At 72.0% G+C, this 14,186-nt stretch carries 13 protein-coding genes; 11 read left to right on the top strand and 2 right to left on the bottom strand.

Annotation, left to right across the window (positions count from 1 at the left end):
- The first annotated feature begins 1 nt into the window (after position 1).
- The 8 genes from HEP85_RS42825 to HEP85_RS42790 all read left to right on the top strand — a co-directional run bounded on the left by HEP85_RS42825 (position 2) and on the right by HEP85_RS42790 (position 6,890).
- The gene (locus HEP85_RS42825) at positions 2-889 is read left to right on the top strand and encodes an ABC transporter permease (RefSeq protein WP_168532889.1); all 888 of its coding nucleotides are present in this window, start codon (positions 2-4) and stop codon (positions 887-889) included.
- Positions 889-1,857 (top strand): ABC transporter ATP-binding protein, encoded by a 969-nt coding sequence (locus HEP85_RS42820; protein ID WP_168532887.1) that lies wholly within the window; start codon positions 889-891, stop codon positions 1,855-1,857. The genes HEP85_RS42825 and HEP85_RS42820 overlap by 1 nt, the downstream gene beginning before the upstream one ends.
- Positions 1,854-2,717 carry an ABC transporter ATP-binding protein gene (locus tag HEP85_RS42815; protein WP_168532885.1) on the top strand — a complete coding sequence of 288 codons (864 nt, stop codon included), beginning with the start codon at positions 1,854-1,856 and terminating at the stop codon, positions 2,715-2,717. Before HEP85_RS42820 ends, HEP85_RS42815 begins: the two co-directional genes overlap by 4 nt.
- Before the next feature lie 128 nt (positions 2,718-2,845).
- Positions 2,846-4,186 (top strand): LLM class flavin-dependent oxidoreductase, encoded by a 1,341-nt coding sequence (locus tag HEP85_RS42810; protein WP_168532883.1) that lies wholly within the window; start codon positions 2,846-2,848, stop codon positions 4,184-4,186.
- Positions 4,187-4,196: 10 nt separating this feature from the next.
- Complete coding sequence (locus HEP85_RS42805; protein ID WP_168532881.1) at positions 4,197-4,334, top strand: hypothetical protein; 138 nt, start codon at positions 4,197-4,199, stop codon at positions 4,332-4,334.
- An 82-nt stretch (positions 4,335-4,416) separates the two neighbouring features.
- Entirely contained in the window at positions 4,417-5,445 is a 1,029-nt protein-coding gene (locus HEP85_RS42800) for an LLM class flavin-dependent oxidoreductase (protein WP_168532879.1), read from the top strand.
- Position 5,446: 1 nt separating this feature from the next.
- Positions 5,447-6,250 carry an alpha/beta hydrolase gene (locus HEP85_RS42795; RefSeq protein ID WP_168532877.1) on the top strand — a complete coding sequence of 268 codons (804 nt, stop codon included), beginning with the start codon at positions 5,447-5,449 and terminating at the stop codon, positions 6,248-6,250.
- Positions 6,251-6,374: 124 nt separating this feature from the next.
- On the top strand, positions 6,375-6,890 hold the full coding sequence (locus HEP85_RS42790) for a flavin reductase family protein (protein WP_168532875.1): 516 nt from the start codon (positions 6,375-6,377) through the stop codon (positions 6,888-6,890).
- Positions 6,891-6,954: 64 nt separating this feature from the next.
- Here HEP85_RS42790 and HEP85_RS42785 read toward each other — a convergent pair whose 3' ends face one another.
- Positions 6,955-7,698 (bottom strand): SDR family NAD(P)-dependent oxidoreductase, encoded by a 744-nt coding sequence (locus tag HEP85_RS42785; RefSeq protein WP_168532873.1) that lies wholly within the window; start codon positions 7,696-7,698, stop codon positions 6,955-6,957.
- A 213-nt stretch (positions 7,699-7,911) separates the two neighbouring features.
- Between HEP85_RS42785 and HEP85_RS42780 the strand changes: the two genes are divergently transcribed.
- From HEP85_RS42780 to HEP85_RS42770, 3 genes are all read left to right on the top strand, one after another.
- Entirely contained in the window at positions 7,912-9,288 is a 1,377-nt protein-coding gene (locus tag HEP85_RS42780; protein ID WP_369658087.1) for an IS1380 family transposase, read from the top strand.
- Between the two features lie 610 nt (positions 9,289-9,898).
- Entirely contained in the window at positions 9,899-10,831 is a 933-nt protein-coding gene (locus HEP85_RS42775) for a hypothetical protein (RefSeq protein ID WP_168532871.1), read from the top strand.
- 272 nt (positions 10,832-11,103) lie between these two features.
- Complete coding sequence (locus HEP85_RS42770) at positions 11,104-13,398, top strand: FUSC family protein (RefSeq protein WP_369658086.1); 2,295 nt, start codon at positions 11,104-11,106, stop codon at positions 13,396-13,398.
- Positions 13,399-13,488: 90 nt separating this feature from the next.
- Here the strand turns inward: HEP85_RS42770 and HEP85_RS42765 are convergent, their stop codons facing one another.
- Positions 13,489-14,118: a TetR/AcrR family transcriptional regulator gene (locus HEP85_RS42765; RefSeq protein ID WP_168532869.1), complete on the bottom strand. Its 630-nt coding sequence runs from the start codon at positions 14,116-14,118 to the stop codon at positions 13,489-13,491.
- Between the last annotated feature and the right edge of the window lie 68 nt (positions 14,119-14,186).

Here is a 14,186-nt window from a genome sequence, read left to right as displayed (position 1 = left end):
CATGGTGCGCCACGTCCTCGCACTCGCGTCCGGCCGGATCGCCGTCGCCGTCCTGACCGTGATCGCCCTGCTCGCGGTCCTCGGACCGCTGCTCGCCCCGCATGACCCCCTCGCCACCAGCGACCACACGCTCGCGGCCGCGTCGGGCGCCCACCTGCTCGGCACGGACTACCTCGGCCGTGACGTGCTGAGCCGGCTGCTCGACGGCTCCCGTGTCAGTGTGCTCGGCTCGCTCGAAGTCGCCCTGATGGCACTGGTGGTCGGCGCGGTCCCCGGCATCCTGTCCGTCTACCTCGGCCGGGTCTTCGAGTGGGTCACCCTCCGGCTGGCCGACACCCTGGTCGCGCTGCCGTTCCTGCTGTTCGCGGTCGCGGTGATCGCGCTGCTCGGCAACGGCATCACCCAGGCCATGTTCGTCACGGGCGCGTTGGTCTCCCCGCTCTTCTACCGGGTGGCCCGCGCCGCCACGCTGGCCGTGGCCCGCTCGCAGTACGTGGAGGCCGCGCTGGTCTCCGGTGCCTCGATCGGCTGGATCGTACGGCGCCATGTGTGGGTCAAGGTGCTCCCGCCGATCGCCGTCGCGCTCGCCCAGACCATCGGCGTCGGCTTCATCATCGTGTCGAGCCTGACGTTCCTCGGCATCGGGGTCCAGCCTCCCGCGCCCACCTGGGGCGGCCTGCTCGCCTCGGACCTCGGCTACCTCAACTACCAGCCGTGGGCCCCCCTCGCCCCCGCGCTGCTGATCATGGTGACGGTCTGGGCCGCCAACCTGCTCGCCGACGCGATCCGCGACGTCTCCGGAGAGGCCGGCCGGGCGTTCGTCAACAACCGCAAGGCACGCGCCAACCGCCTCGACAAGTCCGATCCCGTTCCCACCGGAGGTGCGTGATGACGACGCTGTCCCAGAACACCGCCCACGCGAGGACCCACGGCGCGGCGACCGCCGACGCGGCCGGTACGACCGCCACGACTACGACGGGTGCGACCGCTACGACGACTACGACCGGAGCAACCGCTATTGCGGGTACGACCGGGGCGACAGCCGCGCCCGTGCTCGCCGTCCGCGGGATACACATCAGTGACCTGGCCGACGACCGGGAAATCGTCCACGGGGTGAGTTTCGAGCTCACCCCCGGCAAGGCCGTCGGCATCGTCGGCGAGTCCGGCAGCGGAAAGACCCTCACCTGCCGCGCCGCGCTCGGCATCCTGCCCCCACACTTCGAGGTCACCAGCGGCTCGATCGAGATCACCGGCACCGACATCGCGACCCTGACCCCCGAGCAGTGGACGGCACTGCGTGGTGCCACCATCAGCGCGGTCTTCCAAGACCCGGCGTCCTACCTCAACCCCTCGATCCGGGTGGGCCCGCAGATCGCCGAGGTCGTCCGGGTCAAGAAGGGGCTGAAGCGGCGGGAAGCCCGCCATCGCGCCGTCGAGCTGCTGCGGGCGGTTCAGTTGCGCGACCCGGAGCTGGTCTACGGCCAGTACACCCACGAGCTCTCGGGAGGCATGCTCCAGCGTGTCCTGATCGCGGCGGCGATCGCCGCCGATCCGCGGATCCTCATCGCCGACGAGGCCACGACGGCGCTCGACGTCACGGTCCAGGCCGAGATCCTCGACCTGCTCGCCGAATTGCGTCAGCGCGCCGGTCTCGCCCTGGTGGTCGTCTCCCACGACCTCGCCGTCGTCGCCCAACTGTGCGACGAGGTCCTCGTGATGCGTCGGGGAGAGGTCGTGGAGCACGGTCCGACCGAGGCGGTGCTCCACCACCCACGGCACGAATACACCCAGTTGCTCATCGCCGAACACGAGCAGTACGGCCTGGAGAAGTTCCTCACGCCGACGGAGGCCTCATGACCGCCGCACTCCCCCGGGACGAGTCCGCCGGCACACACCCGGACGCCGTCCTCGAGGTCACCGGCCTGGACGTCCACTACGGCCTGCGCCGCCGTCGTCGTCGCGCCCTGCACGGACTCTCGCTGAGCGTCGCGCCGGGCGAGACCGTCGGCGTCATCGGCGAGACGGGGTCGGGCAAGTCCACTTTCGCGCGCACCGTGCTCGGCCTGGTCCGCGCTTCGGCGGGCCGGATCGTCATCGGCGGCGAGGACGTCAGCGCGTACGGCCCACGCCAGTGGCGCGGCCTGCGCCGCCGCGGTGTGGTCCAGTACGTCTTCCAGGACCCGCTGCGCAGCCTCGACCCCGACCTCACCATCGAGGAGTCCCTGGTCGAGCCGCTGCTCGTGCAGGGCGTCGAGCGGGCGGAGGCGGCCGGCCGGGCCCGTACCTTCCTCGCCCGTGTGCGCCTCTCGGAGGAACTGCTCGACCGGCTGCCCGGGGAGCTCTCCGGGGGCCAGCGGCAGCGTGTCGCGGTGGCCCGGGCGCTGGTCACGGAGCCGCGGCTGGTCATCCTCGACGAGCCCGTCAACGCTCTGGACTCCGCGAACCGCGTGCAGGTCCTGCAGATCCTCAAGGAACTCCGCGCCGACGGCGTGGCCCTCGTCTTCATCTCGCACGACCTCGGGTCCGTCGCCGGGATCGCCGACCGCATCGCGGTGCTCTACCAGGGCGAACTGGTCGAGGTCGGCGCCGCCCGAGACGTCATCACCCATCCGCGGCACGACTACACCCGTCTGCTCGTCAGCTCCGCACCCACCCTGCGGTCCGCTTCGGCCGACCGGGCCGAGCGCGACGCGCTGCGCGCCCTGCTGCACGCCTGAGCGCGGCACGGAACCCGAGAACCACACAACCGGCGATCTCCCCGCATCACCGGTCCCCGCGACCAGCGATCCACAGAACGCCAGAACCTCAGAGCCTCAGAGCCTCAGAAGCATGGAAAGGAACACTCATGTCCCGCACCCTTCACCTCGCGCTGCACCCCTACGGTGTCGGCGGCCCCGGCCAGCATGGTCTGTGGAAGGACCCGCGCGTCGCGAAGAACGCGAGCATCGACATCAACTACTACATCGCGCAGGCCAAGGCGGCCGAACACGCCCTCTTCGACGCCCTGTTCATCGTCGACAGCCAGTTCATCAACTCCACCTACCCGGCGCACTACCTGAACCGGCTGGAGCCGCTCACGCTGCTGTCGGCGGTCGCCACCCACACCCGGCACATCGGCCTGGTGGGCACGGCCAGCTCGACGTACAACTCGCCCTTCAACCTCGCCCGCCGGTTCGCCTCCCTCGACCACATCAGCGGCGGTCGCGCCGGCTGGAACGTCGTCACCAGTTTCGACACCGGAACGTCCAGGAACTTCGGGCTCGACGAGCATCTCGACTACTCCACCCGCTACGGCCGCGCGCTGGAGTTCGTCCAGGTCGCCCGGGGCCTGTGGGACTCCTACGAGGACGACGCGTTCCCGGCCGACGTGGAGCGCGACGTCTTCCTCGACCCGGCCAAGCTGCACGCGCTCGACCACGAGGGCGAACACTTCAGGATCGCCGGCCCGCTCAACCTCTCCCGCTCTCCGCAGGGCCAGCCGGTGATCTTCCAGGCGGGGGTCTCCGAGGAAGGGCGCGACCTCGCGGCGCGGGTCGCCGAGGGCATCTACGCGCCGGGCGGCAGCCTGCAGCAGGCGCAGGAGTACTACGCGGACATCAAGTCGCGCACCGCGTCGTACGGCCGCGACCCCGAGCACATCAAGATATTCATCCACGGCGGCCCGGTCGTCGCCGTCACCGACGAGGCGGCCAGGCGGCGCGAGCAGGAGATCTTCGAGGAGGACAACGACTTCGGCCGCAACCTCGCGCTCCTCGGCCGTTCCTTCGGCGCCTACGACTTCAGCGGGCACGACCTCGACGCGCCGTTCCCCGACGTCGCGCACCTCGCCGAGAAGGGCGGCCGTACCGGTGCCGCCAAGCTCATCGAGCGGGCCAAGGCCGAGAACCTGACTTTGCGTCAAGTGGCTGAGTCGGTCAGCGAGTTCCGCCGCTCACCGTTCGTCGGGGCGCCGACGACCGTCGCCGACACCATCGAGCGGTGGTTCGCCGCGGGTACCTTCGACGGCATCAACCTCGCCTTCCGCAACAACGAGGACCTGGAGCTCTTCGTCGACGGTGTCGTGCCGATCCTGCAGAAGCGGGGCCTGTTCCGCACCGAGTACGAGGCCGACACCCTGCGCGGCAACCTCGGCCTGCCGGTCCCGGCCAACCGGCACACCCGCGAGCCCCAGCTCGTGAACGGCTGAGGACAGGATCATGTCCCGACCGTCGGCGAGGCGCGCTACGGAGCTTCCCGTCGTCGGTGCGGGCGCGGTCCTCGTCCGCGTACGGGGCGGCGCCCGCGACGGGGCCCCGACGACGGGTCTCGTCGCGGCGGGCACGGCCGGCCGGTGAGCGGGCCCGGTCACCCCGGCATCGATCCCTCTGCCCCGAGACGGGGCACGACACGATCCGATCCCTGAAAGGCGAACACTCCATGACCTCCCTGACACCGCGGTTCCGGCTCGGCTTCCTCACCCATGTCCAGGGCCGCGGCGACGACCTGGCCCGGACGTACCGGAACGCGCAGGAACTCTTCGTCGTCGCCGACGAACTCGGCTTCGACACCGGCTGGGTGGCCCAGCACCATGTTCAGGCCGGTGGTGGCGGCCTCTCCTCTCCGTGGACGTTCCTCGCGCACGCCGCCGCGAGGACCACCCGGATCCGGCTCGGCACCGCCATCACCGTTTTGCCGCTGGAGGACCCGGTCCGGCTCGCCGAGGACGTCGCCGTCGTCGACACGCTCAGCGGCGGGCGGGTCGAGATCGGCGTGGGCAGCGGCTACAGCGACACGGAGTACGCCGCGTTCGGCCAGGACGTCGCCCGCAAGCGCGAGTTGACCAGCGAGAAGCTGAGCGAGCTGCGCCGGGCACTGTCCGACGAGGAGGTGCGCACACCCGGTTTCCGCATCCAGCCGGCGCCCGGCGACTTCACGGACCGGATCTGGCAGGGGGTCTTCAGCGGCCCCGGCGCACGGCACGCCGCCGCGGGCGGCTCGAACCTCCTGCTCAACCGTGCGGCGTACGGCTTCGACGCCCCCACCGACGAGGTGCAGCGCCCCTGGGCGGACGCGTTCCTCGACGCCTGGGACCGGCCGCGCCGGCCACGGATCGGGCTGTCCCGGTTCGTGTTCCCCGCGAAGGACAGACGCACGGCGCTTCAGCAGATCGGCGACGACGTCCACCGGGCGGCCCTTCGCCACGCGGAGGGCGGCGCCTTCCCCAAGGGCCTGAGCGTGGACGAGGCGCTGCGTCGCTTCCACTCCTTCTACGGCCATCCCGATGAGATCACCGCCGCGCTCCGCGAGGAGAGGGTGCTGCCGGTCGCGACCGACCTGATCACCCAGTTCAACCCCGCAGTCCCCGACCACGACGCCGCGATCCGTGCCCTTGAGCTGATCGCGACCGAAGTGGCGCCCGCCCTGGGCTGGAAGCCCGCGACCGTGCCCGACCTCGCAGGAGCGTGAGATGACCCAGTACACCGACCACTACGGCCCCGAAGGCCTCCGGACCCGCGGCACGATCGTCGTGGTGCCCGGCCGGGGAGAGGGCCGGGCCGCGTATGCCCGGTTCGGCAGGCGGCTCGCGGCCGACGCCTACCGCGTCCGCGTCGTCGACGCCCCGCGGATCGACGCCGACGACCTGACCGGCTCGCTGGGGCGCTTCGGCGCCGAGCTCGCCGCGGCCGTCGAGGGGGCCGCGGCCGAGGACGGGGTGGTCCGTCCTGTCGTCCTCGTCGGGGCCGACACCGGCGCCGCCGTCCTCGCCGCGCTCCTCGGTGCGGAGGAGTCGCCTGTCGTCCGACTGGCGGAGGCCGTCGTTCTCGCGGGTCTGCCGGGGCGTGGCACCGACACCGGCGGCCCAGTGGACACCGGCGCCGCAGGAGGCGCGGAGGGATCGTGGGACACCGAACTCGACGTCCGTACCTTCTGCCCGGCCCACCGAGGAGTCCTCACCGACGACTCCGGGACGCGGCGGGGCTCGCTCGGCATCCCGGTGCCGGATGCGCTGCTCGACGCGGCCCACCACGGCGACATCGCCGTCCCCACGCTGATCCTCGTCGGCGACGCCGATCCGCTCGCGGACCGGGACGCTCTCACCCGCACCGCGAAGTCCCTGCCGCGCGCCCGCCTGACGGTGGTCCGGGACGCCCACCACGACGTCCTCAACGACCTGCAGCACCGCTCGGTGGCGGCCGAGGTCGTCACGTTCCTGGAAACGGTCCGCAACACGCTGGTGCCCGTCGTCGCGGTGGAGTCGAGCGCGTGGTGACGGCCGGCTCCGTCAGTGACCGCCACCGGCGGCCCGGTACCGCGGCCCCGCGCCCGACGGCGCGGCCCGGCCACCCCGCCGGGCGGACCGGATCCGTCACCCCGACCCGCCGAAAGGAAACGGCATGACCACCCCTCTGCACCGCGACGCGCCACCGCCGCCGGTGGCTCCCGACGGCGCGGACCTTCTCCGCGACACCCTGCGCCGGCACGCGGCCGGGGTCACGGTGATCACCTTCCCCGGCCCCGTCGGCTTCACCGCAACCTCGTTCACCTCGGTCTCACTGCGCCCGGCCCTGGTGTCGTTCTGCGTCGGCGTCGAAGCCTCCAGCGCCCCCGCCGCCCGCCGCGCGGACCGGTTCGCGGTCCATGTGCTCGGCACGGGCAACGCCGGTCTGGCGAGTCGTTTCGCCCGCAGTGGCGTCGACCGTTTCGCCGGTGTCCCCTGGCGGGCCCAGACGGACGGTCTGCCCGTGCTCGACGGTGTCACCGCCTGGCTCTCCGCCCGGATCACACTCCGTCAGACCGTCGGCGACCATCTGCTGGTCGTCGGCGAGGTCGACTCGGGCGCGACCGCCGCGCAGACCACGGCGCTCGTGCACCACAACGGATCGTTCGCCTCGGCGCACCCCCTGGTATGACCTTCGCCCCGGCGGCTTCCCCGCAGGTGGCCGGCAGGCACCCGTGCCACCGGCCACCTGGGACTCAGGCCGCGAATCCACCGTCCACGGCGATGGTGGCACCGGTGACGTACCGGCCCGCGTCACCCGCGAGATGGGCCACGGTCGCCGCGACGTCCGACGGCTGCCCGTAGTGGCCGAGCGCGGTGAGATCCCGCTGCATGTCGGCGCCCGGACCGCCGGAGGGGTTCATGTCCGTCTCCGTCGGGCCGGGGTGGACCAGGTTGGCGGTGATACCCCGCGGACCCAGCTCGCGGGCCAGTGATCTGGTGAGGCCGGTCAACGCGGTCTTGCTGGTCGCGTACAGGGATCCGCCGGGGAAGGCGACCCGCTCGGCCATGCAACTGCCGATGTTGATGATCCGCCCGCCCCCGACCATGTACCGGACCGCCGCCTGGGACACGACGAACGGCGCCCGCACGTTGATGTGCAGGACCCGGTCGATGTCCTCCAGCGACAGGTCCTCGACGGCTCCCAGCACTCCGATCCCCGCGTTGTTGACCACGATGTCGAGCCGTCCGGACTCCGCGGCGACCCGGTCCACCGCCTCGCGCACCGCTGTCGGGTCCGCACTGTCGGCCCGGACGGCCCAGGCCCGGCGGCCCATGGCCCTGATCCGACCGGCCACCTCCGCCGCACGGTCCGCGCTGTCCCGGTAGGTCAGTGCGACATCGGCCCCGTCCTCGGCCAGCCTGAGCGCCACAGCCTCACCGATACCCCGGCTCCCGCCCGTCACGATGGCCACCTTGCCGCCAAGCATCGCAGTCATGTCTTCGCTCAACTCTCTTTCGCCTTGCTGGACTTGTCGATGCTCCCCCGCGGACCACGAGGTGTCCGGCGGCATTCCGACGTCGCGTTAGCCTCGGGCTTTCACGAGGTGGGCTGTCCAAGAGTTGATCAGAAACACGGAAAGTGCCCTTGACCTGCAACGATGGGACTTGCTGAGGGTCCTGTTGGCTGCAAGGAAAAGAGCACTTTCCAGGTGAGAGAGCCTATCTCGTCGTACCCACGTGTCCGTGTCCAGGCAGACGGTCGGCAGGTGCTCTCGCAGGCCGGTGCGGTCCTGCTGCTGGAGACGGTCCGCAAGACGGGCCTTGACCAGGCGATATCCGCAGCTCTGGCTCCGTGGCGCAAACCGCGGGCCGTCCACGATCCCGGCAAGATCCTCCTGGACGTCGCCCTGGCGGTCGCACTGGGCGGGGACTGCCTCGCGGACGTCGCCATGCTGCGGTGTGAGCCGGCCGTCTTCGGCCCGGTCGCCTCCGACCCGACCGTCTCCCGCCTGATCGACACCCTCGCCGCATCCGGCGACAAAGCCCTGCAGGCCGTCCGGTCCGCACGCTCCGAAGTCCGTCATCGTGCCTGGTCGTTGGCCGGCGAGAACGCCCCGGACGCCGACTGCCAGGTCACTGTCGACCTCGATGGCGTCCTCGTGATCGCCCACTCCGACAAGCAGGACGCGGCCGCGACCTGGAAGAAGACCTACGGCCATCACCCGCTGACGGCTTTCGTCGACCACGGACCGGGCGGAACCGGTGAACCCGTCGCCGCCCTCCTCCGACCGGGAAACGCGGGCTCCAACACCGCCGCCGACCACATCACCACCGCCCAACTCGCCCTGGCCCAACTGCCCAAGCACTACCGGCGAGGACGGCAGACGCTGATCCGCACGGACTCCCGCCGGCACCCACGACTTCGTGTCCTGGCTCGCGAAGCGGGCCGATGGCTGTCCTACTCGGTCGGCATGACGGTCACCGAAGCGATCCACGAACACGTGCTGAAGGTCCCCGCCTCGGCCTGGACCCCGGCCGTCGAGGCCGACGGTGAGGCCCGGGACGGGGCCTGGGTCGCCGAGCTCACCGGCAAGCTCCTGGACGACTGGCCCAAGGGCATGCGGCTCATCGTCCGCAAGGAACGGCCCCATCCCGGCGCCCAGTTGAGGATCACGGACGCGGACGGCATGCGGATCACGTGCTTCGCGACCAACACCACCGGCTTCAAGCCGATCGCCGAGCTCGAGCTGCGTCACCGGCTCCGGGCACGGGCCGAGGACCGGATCCGGGCCGCCCGGGCCACCGGCCTGCGCAACCTGCCCCTGCACGACACCGCCCAGAACCGGGTCTGGATGGAGATCGTCCAGATCGCGCTCGACCTGCTGGCCTGGATGCCCATGCTCGCGCTGACCGGCCGGGCGAGGCTCTGGGAACCGCGTCGATTGCGGTTCCGCCTGTTCTCCGCAGCCGGCCAGCTCGTCACCACCGGTCGGCGCAGGATTCTCCGCCTCGCCCGGCACTGGCCCTGGACCGGCGAGATCACCGCCGCCCTTGAACGGCTCGCGCTCCTGCCTGACCCCGGCTGACTGGCAACCCATCGTCCCTGCGGCAGCATCACCCGCCCGGGCAGTGGAACCCGGCGCCCACCCGACGCGACAGCCGGGCCACCGGCCTGCCCGGCATCAGCTCCGGAAAGCAAAAGGGTCCGCCGACTCCGTCGGCGGACCCTCAAGAAAGATCGAGGTTAGGGGCATTACCAGTAAGTACGGCACGACCGGGCGGAGTTGTGCCCGGTGCAGTTACGGTCTCCGGCAGGGGACGCGCCTCCACACGCGCGCCCCTCGTCGACCGTCGTCACGTCGACGGCCGTCCTGCCGGTGAACCCGGGGCCGACGTATGCGCGTCCGCCACCAAATCCATGCTCGACGACGTACGCCCCGAGGGCCCTCCACGGCCGGCGTCCGGCACGGCACCGCCTCCTCACCGGGCCGGTGGCCCTCCCGCTCCGGCCGGGTCCGGGGGTACGAACGAGGGTCCGAGGAGGTCTGCCCGATCATGGAAAACAGCAACAGTGACAAGATGGGCAGGTGGCACACGCATCCGCGTGGCGCCGCCCTCCGCTGTCCGGCCCGGTCACGGCCGCCGGGAAGCGGTCCGGCCCCGGGGGGAGAGCTCATGATGCGGGAAGGCAGGCGTATGCGGCAGGCAGGGGTCCTCGACGTGGGGTGCCACAGCGCGCTGCTGACGGTGGTGCGGAAGCCGAAGGGCGGGACGCTGGAACCTGTCCTCTCCCGGAAGGTGCGACTGCGGCTGCACCAGAGCCTGGGACCGGACGGACGGCTGCGCGAGTCGGGCGTCAGGAGCGTGCAGCGGGCGGTGACGGAGGCCGCCTCGGCGGACCCGCGACTGCGGCTGCCCGAGGTGTTCGCGTTCGCCACGTCCGTCATCCGGGACGCGCCGAACCGCGACGAGGTCATCGACCGGGTGGCACACGCCACCGGCATCCGGTTGCGGGTGCTCCCGGGTGAGGAGGAGGCGCGGCTGGCGTACGCGGCCGCCCGAAGATGGGCGGAGCCCACCGGCGGCCCCCTGCTCGTCCTGGACATCGGTGGCGGCACCCTGGAGATCGCCTCCGGTACCGCGGACCAGCCCAGCACCGTGTTGTCGCTGCCACTGGGAGCCCGCACCGTCACCCGTGAATGGCTTCCCGGCGGCACCGCCCCCTCCAAGCGCCGACTGGCCGAGCTGCGTCGGCATCTGCGGCATTCCCTGAGCTCGCTCCCCGACCTGCCCCAGGCGGAGCCGGGCGGACAGGTCCTGGCGTGTTCCAAGACCTTCACCCAGTTGTCCCGGCTCGCCGCCGCCGGGAAGAGCCGGCCGCCCCGCACGCCGCAACGCCTGACATTGCCCGCGCTGCGGACGACGGTTCCGCTGCTGGCCTCCTCGACCCCGAAACGGCGCGGCAGGCTGCCCGGCATCTCCCCGCACCGCGCCGAGCAGTCGCTGGCCGGGGCCCTGATCGCCGAGGCCCTCATGGAGACCTGTGGCGTCGACAGCGTCACCATCTGTCCCTGGTCCACCCGGGAGGGACTGCTCCTGGAACGCCTCGGCGGCGCCCGCACCGACTGACGCGGCTCGTCGGGCACGCCGGCCGGCGAGGAGCCGAGCGGCGTCGCTGCCGGGGGTCCCGTCGCGGCGGGGCACCGCACATGTACACGGCACGGCCCGCGCGACGCGCCACGGCCGTGTTCGCGTCCACCTCGGCATCCGCGTCCACCTCGGCATCCGCATCCACGTCGACATCCGCATCCGTGTCGGCATCCGCGTTCGCATGGCGTTCCGCCCGGGACAGCCGTCAGACTTGCTGGGGCGGACCGCCTCGGCGACGGGAGGTGCGGCGCGTGCGAACACCGGGCCGTGTCACCCTCGGGCGCACCCTGTCCTGGCTGCGGGCCCACGATCCCGAGCTGGCGGCCACCCGCCGCGCCGTACGGACCGCGATCGTGATGCCCGCCCTCTTCGCCCTGTGCGGCCAGGTGATCGGCTCGCCCACGACGGCGACGTACGCGGCGTTCGGTTCGTTCTCGATGCTCCTGCTCGTGGACTTCACCGGGCCCACGGTGCAGCGGCTGCAGGCGCACGCGGGGCTCGCGATGGCCTGGGCCGTCCTCATCTGTCTGGGCACGCTCGTCGCCCACCGGATCTGGCTCGCGGTCACCGTCATGGTCGTGATCGGTTTCCTGGTGCTCTTCGCGGGGGCCATCAGCTCCGTCCTCGCGGGTGCGTCCACCGCGCTGCTGCTGGCCTTCATCCTGCCGGTGACCTCACCCGCTCCGCTGTCCCAGCTCCCCGACCGGCTCGCCGGCGCGGGGCTTGCGACGGCCGCGGCGATGTTCGCCGTCTCCCTGTTGTGGCCCCGGCCCACCGCGGACCCGCTCAGCGCGCCCGCGGCACGGGTCTGCCGCGCCGCCGCGGAGCAGCTGCGGGCCGACGCGTCCTGGCTGGCCGGCGGCCCCGGCACGCCGGACGTGGGCCGGTGCCGCGTCACCGCCCACCGGGCCGCCGACGCCGCCGCCGAGCTGCGCGGCGTCTTCGACACCACGCCCTATCGGCCCACCGGTCTGTCCACCAGCTCACGCGCCATCGTCCGTCTGGTCGACGAACTGACCTGGCTCTGCGACATCCTCGCCGACAGCGCGCCCCCTCTCGACGAACGCCCGGCATGCGACCCCGACGCCCACGCGGTGCGACGGGCCGCCGCTGGTGTCCTGGACGAGGCGGCCGGACTCCTCGACGACCCGATGGCCCCCCGGGACGCACTGCGCGCCGCCTCGGACGACCTGGGTACGGCCATGGCCGTCATGGAGCGCGACGCCACCGGCAGGCTGGGCGGACACCACGCGGGAACGGCGACGCCGTCCCGGGTGCATCCGGTGATCGGCATGCTGGACCTGTCGTTCCGCGCGCAGGAGCTGGGGTTCGCGACGCTGCAGATCGCGGGCAACGTGGACCTCGCCGCGTCCGCCGAGCGGCGCAGCTGGCACGAACGCCTGCTCGGACGCGAACCCGGCACCCTCACCGAACCACTGGTCTCGGCGCGCGACCGGGCCGCTACGCACCTTCGGCCGCAGTCCGTCTGGCTGCACAACAGCCTCCGCGGCGCGCTCGGCCTCGGCATCGCGGTCTCCCTCACCCACGTGACCAGCCTCCAGCACTCGTTCTGGGTCCTGCTGGGAACCCTGTCGGTGCTGCGCTCGAACGCCCTGAACACCGGTCAGAACGCGATGCGCGCCGTGCTGGGCACCCTCGCGGGTTCGGTCATCGGAGCCGGGTTGCTGCAGCTCATCGGCGCCCACAGCACCGCGCTGTGGATCCTGTTGCCGCTCGCCGTGCTCATCGCGGGCATCGCCCCCGCCGCCATCTCCTTCGCGGCGGGTCAGGCCGCCTTCACCGTCACCGTCGTCATCCTGTTCAACATCGGCCAGAACCCCGACTGGCACATCGTCCTGCTGCGGATCCAGGACGTCGCCATCGGCTGCGCCGTGAGCGTGCTGATGGCTCTGTTCCTCTGGCCACGCGGCGCCACGGCCGCCGTCGACCGCGCCCTCGCCGAGGCGTACACGGACAGCGCCCGATATCTGGCCGGAACGGTGGCGTACGCGATGGGCCGGTGCGGGTCCGGTCCCGCGCCCGCGGCCGGTCCTCCCCTCGAGGAAGGCCGTGCGGCGGCCGCCGCCGCACGGCGGCTCGACGACGCCTTCCGCAGCTACCTCGCCGAACGCGGCGCCAAACCGGTACCTCTCGCCGACATGACCACGCTGGTCACCGGCATCGTCGGACTGCGTCTGGCCGGGGACGCCGTCCTCGAACTCTGGCAGCGCGCCGGAGAGGAGGACGCCGGTACCGACCGGGCGGAGGCACGTCTCGTGATCCTGGGCGCCGCCGGCCATGTGACCGGCTGGTACAGGGATCTGGCCGCCGCCCTGGACCGGGCCGCTCCCGTTCCGGAACCGCTGCCCCGCAATCCCACGGCCGAGGGACGGCTCGTCGAGTCCCTGCACCGCGACCTGACCGACGAGCGGGGCCGGTCGACCGCCACGGCCGTGCGCATCATCTGGACCGCCGACCACCTCGATGTCGCCCGCCGGCTCCAACCGAACCTGACGGCCGCGGCGGGACCACACCCTGCGTCCTGACCGGTGCCCCTATGGGTGGGCCGCCCCTCGGCGCAGTCGTCCGGGTGGGCGCCCCGACCGCGCACCGAAGCCGGCAGAAACAACGGCCACTCAGTCCGGGCAGCGGTCCGGGCAGAGGGTGGCGATCGCGGTGCGGCCGAGCGCTTCCTCGGCCCGGTCCCAGGGCCAGCCGTTCTCGACCACCAGCGTGCGCCAGCCGGTGGGGCCGAACCAGAACCACAGGAGGTCGGTCGTCTCGTCCACCGGGCCGGGAGGCGGCGGGTTCAGGGTGTGCAGGTGGCGGGCGGCGGCGCGCAGCGCGAGCCGGTAGTCCGCGGTGGCGCGCTCCCACAGCGCCTCGCCGTTCTCGTGGACGGGCAGCGCCTTGCGGATCGCCTCGTGCACCGTGAACTGCTTCTCGTTGCCCAGGCGCGTGCCGCGTGCCAGCGCCTTCAGCACCTCCTCGGGTGTCCGCAGGGCGAGCACCTGTCGCATGGCCTGTTCGTAGCCGGAGTCGGCCACACCCTGGTCGACGATCCGGTCCAGGATGTCGCTCTTGCTGCCGGCGCTCGCGAAGACGGTCTTCGCGGCGACACCGGCCGCCGCCGCGATGTCCGCGACGGTCACCCGCCCATAGCCACGTCCGGCGAACAGTTCGGCGGCGCGCTGCAGGATCAGCGCGCGCGTCCGCGCGGCGGCCTGCTCCCGCAGCGGAGAGACATAGGGGCGTCTGGAGGGCATTCGGACATCCTAGTCAGTGTCAGTACACCGTTTCCCTATTCATTAGGTGCCCTGTAACCTCAATAGTC

Source organism: Streptomyces sp. RPA4-2 (assembly GCF_012273515.2).
GTDB classification, from domain to species: domain Bacteria; phylum Actinomycetota; class Actinomycetes; order Streptomycetales; family Streptomycetaceae; genus Streptomyces; species Streptomyces kaempferi.
This window is presented reverse-complemented; position numbering and strand designations above follow the sequence as displayed.